17 protein-coding genes are annotated in these 16,328 nt (G+C 42.9%); 5 read left to right on the top strand and 12 right to left on the bottom strand.

Annotated features, from left to right (window positions below):
- Position 1: 1 nt before the first annotated feature.
- The 10 genes from tolQ to cysS all read right to left on the bottom strand — a co-directional run bounded on the left by tolQ (position 2) and on the right by cysS (position 8,608).
- Positions 2–685: a protein TolQ gene (gene tolQ, locus NB504_RS15565; protein WP_013856573.1), complete on the bottom strand. Its 684-nt coding sequence runs from the start codon at positions 683–685 to the stop codon at positions 2–4.
- A complete protein-coding gene (ybgC, locus tag NB504_RS15560; protein ID WP_017042272.1) occupies positions 675–1,094 on the bottom strand; it encodes a tol-pal system-associated acyl-CoA thioesterase in 420 nt (139 codons plus the stop codon). The genes tolQ and ybgC overlap by 11 nt, the downstream gene beginning before the upstream one ends.
- Positions 1,095–1,273: 179 nt before the next feature.
- Positions 1,274–1,576 carry a cyd operon protein YbgE gene (gene ybgE, locus NB504_RS15555; RefSeq protein ID WP_013856571.1) on the bottom strand — a complete coding sequence of 101 codons (303 nt, stop codon included), beginning with the start codon at positions 1,574–1,576 and terminating at the stop codon, positions 1,274–1,276.
- Positions 1,569–1,676 carry a cytochrome bd-I oxidase subunit CydX gene (gene cydX, locus NB504_RS15550; protein ID WP_000270284.1) on the bottom strand — a complete coding sequence of 36 codons (108 nt, stop codon included), beginning with the start codon at positions 1,674–1,676 and terminating at the stop codon, positions 1,569–1,571. Before cydX ends, ybgE begins: the two co-directional genes overlap by 8 nt.
- Positions 1,677–1,687: 11 nt before the next feature.
- Complete coding sequence (gene cydB / locus NB504_RS15545; protein ID WP_013856570.1) at positions 1,688–2,824, bottom strand: cytochrome d ubiquinol oxidase subunit II; 1,137 nt, start codon at positions 2,822–2,824, stop codon at positions 1,688–1,690.
- Between the two features lie 17 nt (positions 2,825–2,841).
- On the bottom strand, positions 2,842–4,428 hold the full coding sequence (gene cydA / locus NB504_RS15540) for a cytochrome ubiquinol oxidase subunit I (RefSeq protein ID WP_047688312.1): 1,587 nt from the start codon (positions 4,426–4,428) through the stop codon (positions 2,842–2,844).
- 472 nt (positions 4,429–4,900) lie between these two features.
- Positions 4,901–5,905 (bottom strand): Holliday junction branch migration DNA helicase RuvB, encoded by a 1,005-nt coding sequence (gene ruvB / locus NB504_RS15535; protein ID WP_017042275.1) that lies wholly within the window; start codon positions 5,903–5,905, stop codon positions 4,901–4,903.
- On the bottom strand, positions 5,902–6,522 hold the full coding sequence (ruvA, locus tag NB504_RS15530; protein WP_013856566.1) for a Holliday junction branch migration protein RuvA: 621 nt from the start codon (positions 6,520–6,522) through the stop codon (positions 5,902–5,904). The genes ruvB and ruvA overlap by 4 nt, the downstream gene beginning before the upstream one ends.
- 100 nt (positions 6,523–6,622) lie before the next feature.
- Positions 6,623–7,144, bottom strand: a complete 522-nt coding sequence (gene ruvC, locus NB504_RS15525; protein WP_013856565.1) for a crossover junction endodeoxyribonuclease RuvC — start codon at positions 7,142–7,144, stop codon at positions 6,623–6,625.
- Between the two features lie 81 nt (positions 7,145–7,225).
- The gene (cysS, locus tag NB504_RS15520) at positions 7,226–8,608 is read right to left on the bottom strand and encodes a cysteine--tRNA ligase (protein ID WP_258429254.1); all 1,383 of its coding nucleotides are present in this window, start codon (positions 8,606–8,608) and stop codon (positions 7,226–7,228) included.
- Positions 8,609–8,787: 179 nt separating this feature from the next.
- Here cysS and NB504_RS15515 point away from each other — a divergent pair, with 179 nt between their 5' ends.
- The 4 genes from NB504_RS15515 to NB504_RS15500 all read left to right on the top strand — a co-directional run bounded on the left by NB504_RS15515 (position 8,788) and on the right by NB504_RS15500 (position 11,905).
- Entirely contained in the window at positions 8,788–9,282 is a 495-nt protein-coding gene (locus tag NB504_RS15515) for a peptidylprolyl isomerase (protein WP_010319203.1), read from the top strand.
- A gap of 36 nt (positions 9,283–9,318) precedes the next feature.
- Positions 9,319–10,053 carry a UDP-2,3-diacylglucosamine diphosphatase gene (gene lpxH, locus NB504_RS15510; RefSeq protein ID WP_019280922.1) on the top strand — a complete coding sequence of 245 codons (735 nt, stop codon included), beginning with the start codon at positions 9,319–9,321 and terminating at the stop codon, positions 10,051–10,053.
- A 102-nt stretch (positions 10,054–10,155) separates the two neighbouring features.
- Positions 10,156–11,370 carry an EAL and HDOD domain-containing protein gene (locus tag NB504_RS15505; RefSeq protein ID WP_258429253.1) on the top strand — a complete coding sequence of 405 codons (1,215 nt, stop codon included), beginning with the start codon at positions 10,156–10,158 and terminating at the stop codon, positions 11,368–11,370.
- A gap of 67 nt (positions 11,371–11,437) precedes the next feature.
- Positions 11,438–11,905, top strand: a complete 468-nt coding sequence (locus tag NB504_RS15500) for a YchJ family metal-binding protein (protein ID WP_141195644.1) — start codon at positions 11,438–11,440, stop codon at positions 11,903–11,905.
- Between the two features lie 66 nt (positions 11,906–11,971).
- Here the strand turns inward: NB504_RS15500 and NB504_RS15495 are convergent, their stop codons facing one another.
- Both NB504_RS15495 and NB504_RS15490 read right to left on the bottom strand, forming a co-directional pair.
- The gene (locus NB504_RS15495; protein WP_017045198.1) at positions 11,972–12,616 is read right to left on the bottom strand and encodes a DUF2057 family protein; all 645 of its coding nucleotides are present in this window, start codon (positions 12,614–12,616) and stop codon (positions 11,972–11,974) included.
- Positions 12,617–12,687: 71 nt separating this feature from the next.
- Positions 12,688–13,728 carry a porin gene (locus NB504_RS15490; RefSeq protein WP_258429250.1) on the bottom strand — a complete coding sequence of 347 codons (1,041 nt, stop codon included), beginning with the start codon at positions 13,726–13,728 and terminating at the stop codon, positions 12,688–12,690.
- 513 nt (positions 13,729–14,241) lie between these two features.
- Between NB504_RS15490 and dinG the strand changes: the two genes are divergently transcribed.
- Positions 14,242–16,317, top strand: a complete 2,076-nt coding sequence (gene dinG / locus NB504_RS15485) for an ATP-dependent DNA helicase DinG (protein ID WP_038172098.1) — start codon at positions 14,242–14,244, stop codon at positions 16,315–16,317.
- Positions 16,318–16,328: the final 11 nt, after the last annotated feature.

Below are 16,328 nucleotides of genomic sequence, written 5' to 3'. Positions count from 1 at the left end.
TCTATTCCCTACCAGCCATCGCTTGGCGGTGAAGAATGCTATGAAATTCTTCAGAAAAGGTGGCGTAATTATGCTCTAATTTGCTGACTTTATTGCTCAACCTGTTGTAAGCCATCACCGCAGGAATAGCCGCAAATAAACCCATAGCGGTCGCAATCAGCGCCTCTGCAATACCAGGAGCCACCATTGCTAACGTCGCTTGCTTCACCGCACCTAACGCAATAAATGAGTGCATGATTCCCCATACCGTACCAAATAATCCAATGTATGGGCTGATAGAACCCACGGTCGCTAGAAATGGCAGACTGGTCTCTAACTCGTCCACTTCCCTTGCGACAGCAACTCGCATCGCACGTCCCGTCCCTTCCATGATGAAATCGGGTGAAGTGGCGTTAGTCTTGCGTAAACGTGCAAATTCGGTAAAGCCAGAGTAAAAAATCTCTTCTGTACCCAAAAGTTCATCTTTACGCTTTTTGACATCTTGATAAATAACGGATAAGTCAGTACCAGACCAAAATTTGTCTTCGAAAGCATCAGCGTTCTTTTCTGCTTGGGAAAGGACTTTACTACGTTTGATGATCATCGCCCACGAAACGATAGACATCCCCAAAAGGATTAGCATCACCATCTTGACCAATAAGCTGGCTTGCAAAAACAGATCGAGAATTGAGATATCAGCAGTCACTATGGGTTAACTCCAAAATTATTGATTGAGGCATCGCTTTTGGCCTCATGTTCTGATTGTCGATGCATGCTACCTTAACTATTGCTTTACACAATACTTTACCTTCAGGATTGACGAGCTCCTGACAGAAGATCAGTGAGGCTTTTTTCAATGCCGAAATCACAGTATTTATCGTCAGCATATCGTCTAAACGTGCAGCTTGTAGAAAATCGATGTCAACGTGCCTGACCACAAAACCAATGTTCTGCTGCAAAAGCGTCTGCTGAGACACTCCAACTGCGCGTAACATTTCAGTTCGGGCTCGTTCAAAGAATTTAAGATAGTTTGAGTGATAGACAACACCACCAGCATCCGTATCTTCATAGTAAATCGTTACAGGCCAATGAAAGGCTGAGGCTGTATTTTGCACAAAGGTTCCAACACATATGCAGATTTAGGCGGATACTATAACGCAACTCATTGACGTTAGTACAAGCATTGAGTGGACTTTTACAAAACTTGAAACAAAAAATTAGTGCTGTCTCAAAGAGGCAGCACTAATGTGGGTCGTTAATCAACCTTCGACAGGTTATTCATACACAGTAAATATCAAACTAGTCGAATAATCGTTAGGTAAATTAAGATCGATAATGAAATGTAGGGGCTAAACAATAATTGCCAAAACCATTTGCGTGGTCTAAAGCCAACACCAAAAACCATACTTGCACACAGCGCCCATATCATGAGTGGTGAAATAACCGCGTTAAAACCACCAATGCTCTGAGAATACAACTCGGGATCCCACATAATCATGGCGATATGATAAAAACCAAGCAAGAGCGATAAGACTCTGAGCAGAGTCTTATCAACCAGTTTATGGTACTCAGTGACTTGCATTGCAAGTTTACTCACTGTCTTTGTCCATCATTTCAGAATGCTCTAACCAAAGAGCGTTGATGATGCCAAATGCACAAGCTAAAAGCACACCTAGAATCCATGCGAAATACCACATATCTATGCTCCTTAGTAAAGTGAGTTTTTGTTTTCTTCAATAAACTTGCTATCAAGACGACCAAACATCTTGTAGTAAGTCCAAGTGGTGTAACCAAGAATGATAGGTACCATTACAAAAGCGACCACTGTCATTAAGTTCAACGTCAATTCACTCGATGTTGAGTCCCACATGGTCAAGCTGTTACTTGGTACTAAGCTTGAAGGCATGATAAATGGGAACATCGCAAAACCAGCGGTGAAAATCACACCCGCATTGGCTAAGCTAGAAGCCAAGAATGCGAGACCACCTTTTTCAAAACGCGACGCCAACACAGCAAGTAGTGGCATGGCAACACCCAAAGCTGGCGCTATCCATAGTAATGGGTAAGCGTTGAAATTAGCCATCCACGCCCCCGCCTCACGTATCACTTCTTTATTGAGTGGGTTTGATGCGGCATGTGTATCAATGACGCTGGTAATCACGTAACCATCGATGTTTTGGATCCAAAACCCTGCAGCGACGAAAGTAACAGCAACCAACAAGCCCATTAGTTGAGCGACGCCACGAGCGCGTGCATGCAGCTCATCGGTGGTTTTCATCTGTAGCCAAGCGGCACCTTGTAAAATAATCATAAACAAGCTGACTAAGCCACAAAGCAGAGCAAATGGGTTCAACAGACCAAAAAATGAACCGTGATACGTTGGCATCATGAAATCACTGAGTTGGAATGGCACGCCTTGTAGTAAGTTGCCAAAAGCAACACCAAAGATGACTGGTGGTACAAAACCACTAATTGAAATACAGATATCCCAAGTATTACGCCACTTTGGATCTTCAATTTTTGAACGGTAATCCAAACCAATCGGACGAAGCCATAATGCAGCCAATGTAACAATCATAGCCAAATAAAATCCAGAAAATGATGTCGCATAGACTAACGGCCAAGCCGCAAACAGTGCACCGCCTGCCGTGATAAGCCAAACTTGGTTACCATCCCAGTGTGGGGCAATAGAGTTGATCATGACACGACGTTCACTGTCATTCTTACCAATGACGGGAACAAGAGCACCAACGCCCATGTCAAAACCATCTGTGATTGCAAAACCAACCAGCAGTACGCCGATCAGCACCCACCAAATTAGTCGCAAGATTTCGTAATCAAACATTATTCTATCTCCCTGCCTTATGCTTCGACTTGACGGCTAACTTTGTCTTCAACAGAGTTTGCGTTTTGCTCAAAGTGATAACGACCAGTTTTCAGGCTGCTAGGCCCTTTACGAGCAAATTTAACCATCAGGTAAACTTCAGCAATCAAGAACACAGTGTACAGTGCAAGAATCGCAAACAATGAGGTCCATAATTCGCCCAGAGTTAGCGCAGAAGCGGCAACATTGGTCGGCAATATTTCACCAACAGCCCATGGTTGACGGCCATATTCAGCAACAAACCAACCTGCTTCAATTGCAATCCACGGTAGAGGAATACTGAACAAGGCGGCTTTAAGTACCCATTGTTTTTGCTCAATTTTCTGACGACAAGTTTGAATAAATGCTGCACCAAAGACAAATAGCATCACAAAACCAACACCGACCATCAGACGGAATGACCAAAATAGTGGCCATACGGTTGGAATTGAATCATCGGCGGCGGCTTGAATTTGCTCTTCCGTTGCGTCCGTCACTTTTTCGGTATAGCGCTTAAGAAGTAAACCATAACCTAAGTCACCTTTCACTTCGTCAAATGCATCCATATTCGCTTGAGATTTTTCACCCGCACGAAGTTTTTCTAGTAAACCATAGGCATACATACCGTTACGGATGCGATCGACGTGATCATCACGTAAATCACGCAACCCTGTGACTTCAGTATCGAGAGAACGTGTAGCGATAATACCCATCACGTATGGAATTTTTACTGCATAATCGGTGTGCATGGCGTCTTGGTTAGGCAAACCAAACAGTGTAAATGCAGCCGGTGCAGGTTCCGTGTGCCACTCAGCTTCAATCGCAGCCAGCTTCACTTTTTGAACTTCACCTACTTCATATCCTGATTCATCACCAAGCACAATCACGGACAAAATAGCGGCCATGCCGAATGATGCAGCGATAGCGAATGAGCGGCGTGCAAACGCAACGTCTCGACCTTTCAGCAAGTAATATGAGCTAATACCAAGAATGAACATCGCGCCAGTGGTGTAACCAGAAGCGACGGTATGCACAAATTTCACTTGAGCGACAGGGTTGAAAACGACTTCAGCAAAGCTGACCATTTCCATACGCATAGTTTCAAAATTGAATTCTGCGCCGACTGGGTTTTGCATCCAACCATTCGCAATCAAGATCCAAAGTGCCGAGAAATTGGACCCCAGCGCAACCAACCAAGTCACGCCCAAGTGCTGGCGTTTTGATAGTCTATCCCAACCAAAGAAGAACAAACCGACAAAGGTTGATTCTAAAAAGAAGGCTACAAGTGCTTCAATCGCAAGAGGGGCGCCAAAAATGTCACCTACATAGTGGGAATAGTATGACCAGTTTGTACCGAACTGGAACTCCATAGTGAGGCCAGTGGCCACCCCAAGGGCAAAGTTAATACCAAAAAGCTTACCCCAGAACTTTGTCATGTCCTTATAGATTTGCTTATCAGTCATTACATACAAAGATTCCATGATGGCTAAAAGAAAAGCCATACCTAGAGTCAATGGAACGAACAGGAAGTGATACATCGCTGTCAGTGCAAACTGCAACCGCGATAGATCAACGACGTCAATCATGGTAACTCCTTTGTGCCGGCTGAATGACACTTTTGACATGCTGAACGGGTTAAAATTCCTCAAAATTCATCAGTGATATAACCTCATCAAATGTTGAAAAATATCAGAATTTTGTTGCAAGCATGTACCGTTATGGTTAGTTAATTGTTAAGCATCAGCTAATATAGCTGAGACTAATACTACTTCTAAATGCAGGTTGTTTCAAAAGATTTATGGGAGAAAAACGCCTTGATTTACATCAATTTTCACGCGGCAAACCTGAACAAAAAAAGAACAAAATGATCCACATCAAAGGAAGAATGAAATTGTTGTGAGTATTTAGTGAAAGGGATAGAAATTAATACAACGAATCACACAGAGAGTTAACAATACACTTCACATCATTAACTCTTTAGTGATAAGAAAATTATCATAAATAAGATGTAGTTCACACTTTGTGCTTACCACCTAAAAATGACGATGAGGTGTAAACTTATTTTTCAATTCCGAAGTGAAGATAGGCGCGATCGGTCGCCATTCGTCCTCTTGGTGTCCGTTGTAAATAACCTTGTTGGATAAGAAAGGGTTCTAACACATCTTCAATGGTATCTTTTTCTTCGCCGATTGCAGCGGCTAGGTTATCGAGACCAACAGGGCCACCGCCAAATTTGTCCATAATCGCTAGTAATAGCTTTCTATCCATATAGTCGAAACCTTGGCTATCAACATCCAACATGTTTAGCGCTTTATCTGCAGTCTCTATACATATGTGCCCGTTGCCTTTCACTTCAGCGTAATCTCGAACTCGGCGCAATAAACGGTTGGCAATCCGAGGCGTTCCCCTTGCTCTCCTAGCCACTTCAAGTGCACCATCCGCTTCCATCGACAATCCTAAACAGTCCGCGCTTCTTTGCACTATGTACTGTAGGTCATCAATTTTGTAATACTCAAGGCGCTGTACAATACCAAAGCGATCACGCAAGGGTGAGGTTAACGAGCCAGCGCGAGTTGTTGCCCCAATCAGCGTAAAAGGGGGTAAATCGATTTTAATGGACCGAGCGGCTGGACCTTCGCCAATCATTATATCGAGCTGGTAATCTTCCATTGCGGGATAAAGAATTTCTTCAACCACCGGGCTTAATCGATGAATTTCATCAATAAAAAGAACGTCGTTCTCTTCAAGGTTAGTCAGTAATGCCGCCAAATCGCCTGCTTTTTCCAATACCGGACCAGAAGTTGTGCGGATATTCACTTCCATCTCATTGGCAACGATATTGGCTAATGTTGTTTTTCCAAGCCCTGGAGGGCCAAAAATCAGGAGATGGTCGAGTGGTTCGCTGCGCATTTGTGCCGCTTTAATGAAGATTTCCATTTGATTGCGTACATGATCTTGGCCACGATAATCCGCTAATTTTTTGGGACGAATCGCGCGATCAATAATATCTTCATCTTTAAAAATAGGGCTATCAGGGGCAATTAAGCGATCAGCTTCAATCATACCATTGCTCTCAAGGCTTCTTTAATCAGCGCTTCACTGGTCATGTCAGCCTTCATTACTTGTGCCACTACTTTAGAAGCTTGTTGAGGCTTATAACCCAAAGAAAGTAACGCACTGATCGCTTCTTCTTCCGCATTGCTCGTGAGCGCTTCCAAGGAATTGTTATCGACTGGCGCAGCGTCAGTAGCGGGAGTGAAGAGGTCACCGGCTCCCCAACCTTTCAGCCTATCTTTCATCTCAACAACCAAACGTTCAGCGGTTTTTTTACCCACGCCAGGAAGCTTAACTAATGTGGAGATATCTTCACGCTCAACGCATGAAACAAATTGACCGGCCGTCATTCCGGACAAAATACCCAAGCCTAATTTTGGCCCGACGCCATTCGCTTTAATCACTTCACGAAATAAAGCTCGCTCTTTTACCGTGTTGAAACCATATAAAAGCTGCGCATCTTCTCGGACCACAAAATGGGTATAAATGACCGCTTCTTCGCCCAATTTAGGGAGTTCATAGAAGCAACTCATTGGCATTTGGACTTCATAACCAATGCCAGCGACTTCAATCAATAGCTCTGGAGGTTGCTTTTCAATCAGAATGCCGCGAAGACGTCCAATCACAGGAAATTCCTTAGAGAAATGAGGTTATTTGACTCGGATGATAATAAATAACTGGATGTATAGCCAGTAGAAAAATACCACCTCGCTCGAGATCGGTTTTTCAGCGATATCGGCCTTTTTTAGCACTGCTTGCCCGCCCAGCTAACGCAATCAAGGTTTTATTGGTATTCGCATGACAAATTGCCACACCCAGGGCATCTGCGGCATCCGCTTGTGGCTTAGCCGATAATTTGAGCATTTGCTGGACCATATGTTGCACCTGCGCTTTATCAGCACTACCCGTACCAACTACAGATTGTTTAACCAGTCGAGCGGCATATTCATAGACTGGAAGATCCGCATTCACCGCCGCCACAATAGCACTGCCCCTTGCTTGCCCGAGTTTGAGTGCTGAATCCGCATTCTTTGCCATAAATACTTGCTCGATGGCAAAAACATCAGGCTGAAACTGTGTGATGATTTCCGTCACGCCAGCGTAAATTTGCTTGAGCCGACCAGGTAACTCTTTTTCGGATGTACGAATACATCCACTACCAAGATAGTACAAATATCGTCCATGCTGCCTGATCACACCATAACCTGTGATTCGCGAGCCGGGATCTATACCTAAAATAATTGACATGAAAACCTTAATCGTGGACGAAAAACAAAATGGGCTTAACCAATAAAGTTCAAGCCCATCATCGACAAGTTAACTGCCTGATTATTTACGACGCCAAGTAGTCCCACTTGGGCCATCTTCTAAAATGATGCCGAGTTCGTTCAACTTATCGCGTGCCACGTCAGCATTAGCCCAATCTTTTGCTGCACGTGAGTCATTACGCAGTTTGATCAAAGCTTCAATCTCAGCCACTTGTTCGTCGCCATTAGTGTCCCCTTTAAGAAACGCTTCTGGATCTTGATGCAAAATGCCAATCACATCGGCAAGCTCACGCATAAGTGCGCCAAGAGCGCTGGCTTGCTGAAGATTTTCTGTCTTCAACTTGTTGATATCACGTGCCATATCAAACAAGACGGAATAAGCCTCTGGCGTATTAAAGTCATCATTCATCGCTATCGTAAAGCGACTGACATACTCTTCACCGCCCGCAACTGCTACGGTTAAATCCAACCCTCTCAACGCTGTGTATAGACGCTCTAGCGAGGCTCGCGCTTGTTTTAGGTTATCTTCGCTGTAATTTAATTGGCTACGATAATGGCCCGACATCAAGAAATAGCGCACCGTTTCCGCATCATAGTGAGCAAGTACATCGCGGATTGTGAAAAAATTCCCTAATGATTTAGACATTTTTTCTCTATCCACCATCACCATGCCACTGTGCATCCATGTGTTCACATAGGGAGTGTCATGTGCGCAGCATGACTGAGCAATTTCATTTTCATGGTGAGGAAACTGCAAATCAGAGCCTCCACCATGAATATCAAAGTGGTTACCCAAAATCGCTGAATTCATCGCCGAACATTCGATGTGCCAGCCTGGGCGTCCTTCTCCCCATGGGGATTCCCAAGTGGGCTCTCCCGGCTTCGACATTTTCCACAACACAAAATCAAGTGGGCTACGCTTAGCAAGATCAACATCAACACGAGCGCCCGCTTGAAGCTGATCGAGATCTTGTTTGGATAACTTGCCGTATTCGTCAAATTTGTTGACTTCAAACATCACATCGCCATTAGAAGCAACGTAAGCAAAACCGCGTTCAATCAGTCGTTGCACCAAGCCTATGATTTCTTGGATATAAGCGGTTGCACGAGGCTCGACATCTGGACGTTTCATATTCAATGCATCGAAATCTGCATGCATGTCTGCGATTAAGCGCTCGGTTAGCGAATCGCAAGATTCACCATTTTCGGCAGCACGTTTAATGATTTTGTCATCAATATCAGTGATGTTACGCACAAATGTAAGGTCATAGCCTAAGTAGCGCAAGTAGCGAGAAATCACATCAAAAGAAACGAAGGTGCGACCATGGCCAATATGACAGAGATCATAAATGGTGACTCCACAGACATACATACCCACTTTGTTGGCATGAATTGGTTTGAATTCTTCTTTTTGTCTAGTGATTGAGTTATATATTTTCAGCATGATCTCTATCTAATAACTGTTTGAACTAAAATGGCTTCACAGTATAACAACTCTAGCCTAGCTTGGTCATCCTTATTCTCTCGCAATAATACGGCCCCTAAAGACATTTGTTGATTTGAATGTGTCCAAAGTTCAGTTAAAATCCGGGCCTCAACGAAAAATAGATAAAGGTAACTATCATGATCATCCTTCACACGAATTTTGGTGATATTAAAATTCAACTTAATGAAGAAAAAGCACCAGAAACAAGCGCAAACTTTCTACAGTACTGCCGTGACGGTTTTTACGATAACACTCTGTTCCACCGCGTTATCGATGGATTCATGATTCAAGGCGGCGGCATGACCTCTGGCCTAAAAGAAAAAACAACTCGCGCAACGATTAAAAACGAAGCCAACAACGGCCTAAGCAATAAGATCGGTACTCTTGCCATGGCGCGCACTATGGATCCACACTCTGCAAGTTCTCAGTTTTTCATCAACGTGAACAACAACACATTCCTAGATTTTCGTTCAGAAAGCCGAGATGGCTGGGGCTACTGCGTGTTCGCTGAAGTGATCGAAGGTATGGATATTGTGAACAAAATAAAAGCCGTGAGCACAGGCTCTATGGGCATGCATCAAGATGTTCCACTAGAAGAAGTGTTCATTTCTGGCACAACCATCGAAGAGTAACGGTAAAAGGAGCGCTATGCGCTCCTTATTTTTATTATGCATACACTATTTATTTCTGATTTACACCTAAGCCCTTCTCGACCAGATATCACCGAGTGTTTTATCCGTTTCATGCGCGAAGAAGCCATTCATGCCGATGCACTGTACGTGCTTGGCGATCTTTTCGAATTTTGGATAGGTGACGATGATAATTCACCTTTCGCCAACCAAATAAAATCGGAATTTAAACAACTGACTCGCGAAGGGGTTGCTTGCTATTTTACTCAAGGAAACCGCGACTTCTTGCTTGGCAAACGATTTGCGAAAGAAACCGGAATCACTCTTCTCCAAGAAGAACAAGTAATTGACCTTTACGGAAAAAAAGCCGTGGTGTTGCATGGCGACACACTCTGTATTGACGATATAAAGTATCAAGCCTATCGAAAGAAGGTTCACCAGCCTTGGCTACAATGGGTATTTAATCGGCTGCCATTTTTTGTAAAGGTTCGTATTGTGGGTAAAGTACAGTCGGGCATCCATAATGATAAACAAATGAAATCTATGGATATTATGGATGTTACACAAAGTGAAGTTGATAGAGTTCTGACCCAGTATGGGGTCGATTTAATGATTCATGGCCATACTCATCGACCAGAGATTCATCACAGAAATCAACTTCATGGCACCGCAACGCGAATTGTTTTGGGTGACTGGTACACCCAAGGCTCAGTCTTAGTCTATGCTAATGATGGTTACGAACTGCAAACTCGACCTTTTAGTTCTAAAAACTGACGCCAAGTCGCACTCTGGTACTATTGGTTTAAGCGGTCGAATCAAAAGTTAAGCTATAATAAGTATAATCAATAATATCAATAATTAGATAAGAGTCTTGCCTTGAAATACTCCTATATCGCCAGACAACCCATACTCGATCGTGACCGAAAAACTATCGGCTACGAGCTGCTATTTCGAGACGGCCCTAAGAACACCTTTCCAGATATAGACCCCGACTTAGCAACGAGCCGGTTACTCTCTGATCATTTTTTATCCACTCATTACAATACGCTGGGTAAGCATTTAGGGTTTGTCAATTTTCCTTATCAAAGCCTGATTAACCTCGTGCCTACGCTTTTTCCTGCGCAAAACTTGGTCGTTGAGGTATTGGAAGATTGCGAACCAACTTTAGAGTTATTAGAAGCAATTAAAAAGATGGCAAAGCTTGGTTACCGAATTGCGCTTGACGACTTTGTGCCTAGTTCCGAATGGCTCGCTTTCTTCCCTTATGTATCAATTATCAAATTTGATATCCGCATTATTTCTCTTGAAAAAGCCACTCGCTTTATTCAAAAACTTGGCGCAACGAAAATTGAGTTCCTTGCTGAGAAAGTAGAAACCTATGAAGAGTTTAAGCAAGCTAAAAAGGCGGGCTTTACCTATTTTCAAGGCTACTTTTTTAGCAAACCAGAGATGTTACAGCGCAAAGCGTTAGAGCCTGCATTTCTTACTGTGGTGCAACTGTTCAAAGAAATAGCCAAAGCTAACCTCGATTACAAAGCCATTGAGGAGCTTGTCGCCACCGACCTGACCCTGTCTTATAAACTGTTAACCTTTGTTAACTCATCCGCAACAGTCAGTTCAAAAATCCATTCATTTAAACAAGCGCTGATTTACCTCGGTGAACAACGATTGAGAAAGTTTATCTCCTTGGTTGCTATTGCTTCGACGCAAGAATCTAAACCGGACTATTTGTATGGTTTATCCATTCAAAGGGCAAGATATTGCGAGCTGATCGGTGTGAAAGCAAAAATGAACGTCGAACCCGGTTCGGCCTTCCTGACAGGAATGTTTTCGCTACTCGATAGCCTACTTGATCAACCTTTAGAAAGTATCATGGAAGAGATGCCTATCGACGAATACGTTAAACTTGCATTAATAGAAGGGAAAGGAGAATTAGGTCTGGTACTCGAGTTAACTCGAGCTTATGAACAGGCTGACTGGCAAAAGGTTGAGAAAATTGCTAATGCGTTAAATATCGAAGAGCCCGTGGTGAAAGAGTGTTACAACGAAGCTGTGAAATGGACAGCCGATTTACTGGGTGTCCACTCCTGAGTAGACATCGAGTTTAGATCTCCTTAAACTTCCCCGTCTTATATGAATGGGCAATTTGAGAGGATTTATGAACCAATGCTATTGTGGTAGTCATTTAGATTACCAACACTGTTGTGAACCAATCCACAGTGATTCAGCTTTAGCCATCTATCCAGAGCAACTGATGAGAGCCCGCTATAGTGCCCATGTTCTGGGTTTGGTTGATTTCGTCATCAATACCTATCATCCGAGTTGCAATGCACCACAGCAACGTGACGCGATTGAAGAATCAATCAGCAGTCAATGGTGTGGGCTAGACGTCATCTCCGCAAGTATCCGCAACAACGAAAATGAAGGCTTCGTTCATTTCAAAGCCTATTACACACAGAATCAACAGCAATTTTGTCTGCAAGAACGTTCACGATTTATACGAGAAAATGGTATCTGGTTCTACGTTGACGGTGAATTTCCACAGGAGAACACACCAACGAAGCTAGGACGAAATGACCCATGTCATTGCGGTAGCGGCAAGAAATTTAAGAAGTGTTGTGGGTAAGAGATTCAAAGTCACACACAGCTATGTGACTTTGGATCCTGGAATTATGGTGTAGTACGGAGTAACCTATTCAGTATAAAGACCTTGCACAACCCAATCCAAAAACTCTCGTCTTTCTTCTTTTGAAGCTTTACTAAACCAAATTTTTAGCTGTAAGGCCGCTTCCGATTCAGTATATTTTGTCGATTGAGCTGAAGTGCCCAACGATTTTAATTCGTCGGTCAAATGATGAAACTTTCCAGATTCAAAAATGACACCCTCTTTGCGGTTTTGCTTAATCGTCAAAGAACGAATATCTGAATAAGGCATCAGCGAACCATTTTCTGGCTCAAGGCGATATTGTTTACTATCTGTGACTTCGACTCCGTTTTTCTTCAAAACAAAAATCGGCTCACTCTTAAACTGCTTCTCCTGAATAACTTCGTATCGACCCGAAACAAGCTCCACAGATAGCTTATCTCCAGCTTTAATCTCTGTTCGAATGACATAAGGGAGAGACGAGAAATACTCTGGCTTAGCCACTTTCTTTAAGCGACCAGCAAAGGTGAGAACCAATTGGTTTTCACCATCAATAAATATTGGTTTTTCTTCATCCGTGAATAGCGCTTCATTCAGCACTTCCAAAGTAATGCCTCTTTGCAAATCAAGCGATTGAGATAATGAAGAAAAACTCACTAACATCAATAAACTTACAATAACGTTCTTTACCATTTTCTTTTACAGCTCCTATATGAAAAAAGCCAACGCTAAGCGTCGGCTTTTAGTTCATCAAATTACTCGGATTAGAACGTGTAGTAAACACCTAGAGTAATATCTTGGTATTTGTTACCAGCAAAATCTTTCTTAGCTTTCGCTGTTTCATATTCAACAAAAACTAGCACGTTACTAGATACGGCATAGTCTACGCCAACAACCAAATCTGTAACTTGAGCATCCAGCTTAGTTTTGTTGTTTACATCACTGAAGCTTACCAGCTTATCGAAATCACCGTATGCGTAAGTTGTATATAGGCGAAGATCATCGAGCTTGTAAGATGCAGCCAAGTTCCATACATCGCCTTCTAAAGCAGCAAGTACTTTTTTATCTTTATCAGCTAGGGCTACACTTTGTGTGTCTACCGCACCAAGCGTACTTAAACCTTCAGTGCTTAGATAAGTTGCCGCGAAGAAGAAACCAGCAACATCAACAGAAGCAGATACACCGAACGAGCTTGCGTCATAACCTTTAGAAACTTCGCTGCTGTTGAATGAAGCACCAACAGAGAACATCTCCATCGCGTAGTTAGCCGATAGACCGTAAGAGTTATCTAGTTTGTCAGTGTTATTAGTATATACATCCGCAACTAAGGTTAGGCCACCAACTGGAGTCACTTTCAGTGCAAGACCATCAGTTTTGCTTTCGTAAGGACGATCTAGACCGATGTAGTTACCTTCGTTAGCAATATCGGTTTTTTGAATTGCATCAAAAGATTCTGCGAAGTCACCCGTTTCACCAACAGCCACACCCCAGATATCGCCTTTCACGCCGACATATAGGTCGTCTACTACTACCCCAGCAGAACCGTCACCTTCAAACTCAAAAGAACCAAAAGTGGTTAGACCATTAGATAGCTTATGAGAAGCATCTAATTGAATTTTTGCCCAAGTAGAGAAATCAGCAGATTCTTTTGTTTTAACATCAGAAGCTGTTTTTTCTTTCTGAATTAGGTAAGCATCAATTTCGCCTTTAAGGCCAACTGAAGTGCTGTCATTAGCGTAAATTTCTGCTGCGTTAACTGAGCTTGCTGCTGCAAGCACTGCTAGTGCTAATAGAGTCTTTTTCATAATTAATCCACTGCCTTTTCTTATGTATGGGAATTCCTTATCCGGTTCCCTTTGTTTTTGCTGGCAACTTCCAAATTTAAACTCGGTTCGTTGCCGCCATTAAATCTCAAGGATTAGATTGCAAAAGATTATCCTGCATGTCAAATATCCTAAAAAATAAACAAAAATAAAGGTAAAAATAATTAAAAACATATAGTTACATGATATTTTCATAAAATTACGGGCGACTTCCAAGCAAAAACATCACACAATCTAAAAACTAACAATCATGAAACATCAGAATCAAAAACCAGTAAAACCTAGTTTGGCAGTATTAAATAGATATTGAGGTCATCATTTAACCGAATGGATAGTTTTATATTTTTCACAATGAGAATTAAACATAAGTTCCTGAAGGTTCAGTTTTTTTTTGTGAACAAGATCTAGATTTGATCTAAAAGCATACGATTTCGTGAACTGCGTATCCTTTAGTGAACTGTGCTAGACTCGGCACTCTGCTATTTAGGTCTGTGTATGCTTACAACAAAAATCCAAAAATCCATTCGGGATAGTTATCAAAACCTGCAATTTCAGCTCGAAAACTTCATTCCTCGTCGAGGACAAAATTATCTTGTTGCTGAGATTGCAAAAACATTGTGCGGTTCATATCACAAGTCCAACCGAATCTTGATTGCAGAAGCGGGTACAGGAATAGGGAAATCACTCTCCTATTTAATGGCGGCGGTTCCTGTTGCAGTGTTGAATAACAGAAAGGTTGTTGTTTCAACAGCCACGGTGGCACTTCAAGAACAGCTGATCAGCAAAGATTTGCCTTTATTTAGACGCATCACTGATCGTCAATTCTCTTTTATCCTTGCCAAAGGACGTCAACGATACTGTTGCACCGAAAAACTCGCGGCTGCGTGTGGAGTAGATGGCTCACAAATTGCCCTGTTCGAATCAAAGCCACAAAAAAAAGACGTTGAATTATTCACCACCATGTATGAAAAACTGGCTCAAGGAAAATGGAACGGTGATCGCGACTCGTGGCCAAAAGCGATTAAAGATGAGTTATGGCAACTGATTGTTAGTGATAAGCATAGTTGTAATGGTAGCTTTGCTGGCCACAGAGATTGTCCTTTTCAAAAGGCGCGTTCGGAACTGGATAAAGCAGATGTCATTATTGCCAACCACAGCTTGGTCATGGCGGATGCTGACCTTGGCGGTGGTGTCATTCTGCCTGAGCCCGAAAACACCATTTACATTTTTGATGAAGCACACCACTTACCTCATGTAGCACGTGATCACGCTTCAGCGTCAGCAAGCTTGAAAGGCGCAGCTAGTTGGTTAGAAAAACTCAATCAATCCGTAACCAAGTTTTCAAGCTTAGCCGAAGAAAAACGAGTGGCACGTTTTCGTAACGAACTGCAAGAGACACTGCAACAACTTATCCCAAGCTTGAGCCAACTGACAAAGCAGTTTGTACCCGAACAATTTGAAGAAAAGCGATACCGTTTTGAGCATGGAGAACTGCCACAATGGCTTGAAGAAGAGTCTAAAACCCTGAAGCGGCTCTCTCAAAAAGCCAATCAATCCGTCGCTAAAATTGCGGACTTGATTGCTGAACGAGTTAAAGAAGGCGAACTCGCCGCTCGGTTGGCAGAACCAGCACTGACTGAATTAGGCTTTTATATTCAGCGTTTAGAGAACCTTGCCCAAGTATGGTTGCTGATGGCGGAGCCCAAGCGAGAAAAAGGAGCCCCTTTGGCACGTTGGCTTGAAATTCACCCTGAACGTGAAGGTGATTTCATTGTTAACGTTTCACCGCTAGAAATTGGTTGGCAACTTGATCAACAGATCTGGAGCCGCTGCATCGGCGCAATCTTAGTCTCCGCGACGATGCGAGCTCTTAACTCGTTCAGCTACTTTTGCTCGCAAGCAGGGATCAGTGAAAAGGCAGAAGATGGAACACGTTTCCTAGCACTCGCTTCACCGTTTGATTATCAAAATCAGGCCGAGTTACTCATTCCAGCAATGCGTTTTGAACCGCAAGCGAAAGAGTATACTGATTATCTGGTAGAGCGGCTCGCTGAGTTTATTCAGCCAAACAAAGCTAATTTAGTGCTATTTGCTTCTTACTGGCAAATGCGCGAAGTGGCTGAAAAAATATCAACAGATTTTGTTAAACGAGGCTGGGCGCTGCAAGTCCAAGGTGAAATATCACGCACAGAAATTCTAAATAAACATAAAATGCTAGTGCAGTGTGGTAAAACGAGCGTAATGTTTGGCACCAGTAGCTTTTCGGAAGGGCTAGACTTGCCAGGAGAGCTTTTGGAGAATCTGGTGATCACAAAAATTCCGTTTGCCGTACCAACCTCTCCAGTTGAGCAAGCTCACGCCGAATACATAGAGAAACGAGGTGGAAACTCTTTTATTCAGATAACCGTTCCTGAAGCCAGCAAAAAGCTGATCCAAGCCGTCGGGAGATTGCTGCGCAAAGAGCGTGATTCTGGTAGAGTCGTGATTCTCGATCGCCGAATCGTTTCAAAACGCTACGGAAAATCATTATTGGACTCGCTTCCTCCATTTAAAAGAACAATAGAATATTAGCTAGGGCTTAA

The sequence above is a fragment of the Vibrio sp. RM-69-4 genome (assembly GCF_024743775.1).
GTDB classification, from domain to species: Bacteria; Pseudomonadota; Gammaproteobacteria; order Enterobacterales; family Vibrionaceae; genus Vibrio; species Vibrio anguillarum.
This window is presented reverse-complemented; position numbering and strand designations above follow the sequence as displayed.

Bases quoted from the DNA above. Each gene is read 5' to 3' on its own strand.
- lpxH (WP_019280922.1), top strand. From the start codon at position 9,319: ATGCATACACTATTTATTTCTGATTTACACCTAAGCCCTTCTCGACCA.
- cydA (WP_047688312.1), bottom strand. From the start codon at position 4,428: ATGATTGACGTCGTTGATCTATCGCGGTTGCAGTTTGCACTGACAGCG.
- cysS (WP_258429254.1), bottom strand. From the start codon at position 8,608: ATGCTGAAAATATATAACTCAATCACTAGACAAAAAGAAGAATTCAAA.
- ruvC (WP_013856565.1), bottom strand. From the start codon at position 7,144: ATGTCAATTATTTTAGGTATAGATCCCGGCTCGCGAATCACAGGTTAT.
- NB504_RS15500 (WP_141195644.1), top strand. From the start codon at position 11,438: ATGAACCAATGCTATTGTGGTAGTCATTTAGATTACCAACACTGTTGT.
- NB504_RS15515 (WP_010319203.1), top strand. From the start codon at position 8,788: ATGATCATCCTTCACACGAATTTTGGTGATATTAAAATTCAACTTAAT.
- NB504_RS15495 (WP_017045198.1), bottom strand. From the start codon at position 12,616: ATGGTAAAGAACGTTATTGTAAGTTTATTGATGTTAGTGAGTTTTTCT.
- NB504_RS15490 (WP_258429250.1), bottom strand. From the start codon at position 13,728: ATGAAAAAGACTCTATTAGCACTAGCAGTGCTTGCAGCAGCAAGCTCA.
- dinG (WP_038172098.1), top strand. From the start codon at position 14,242: ATGCTTACAACAAAAATCCAAAAATCCATTCGGGATAGTTATCAAAAC.
- cydB (WP_013856570.1), bottom strand. From the start codon at position 2,824: ATGTTTGATTACGAAATCTTGCGACTAATTTGGTGGGTGCTGATCGGC.
- ruvB (WP_017042275.1), bottom strand. From the start codon at position 5,905: ATGATTGAAGCTGATCGCTTAATTGCCCCTGATAGCCCTATTTTTAAA.
- cydX (WP_000270284.1), bottom strand. From the start codon at position 1,676: ATGTGGTATTTCGCATGGATTCTAGGTGTGCTTTTAGCTTGTGCATTT.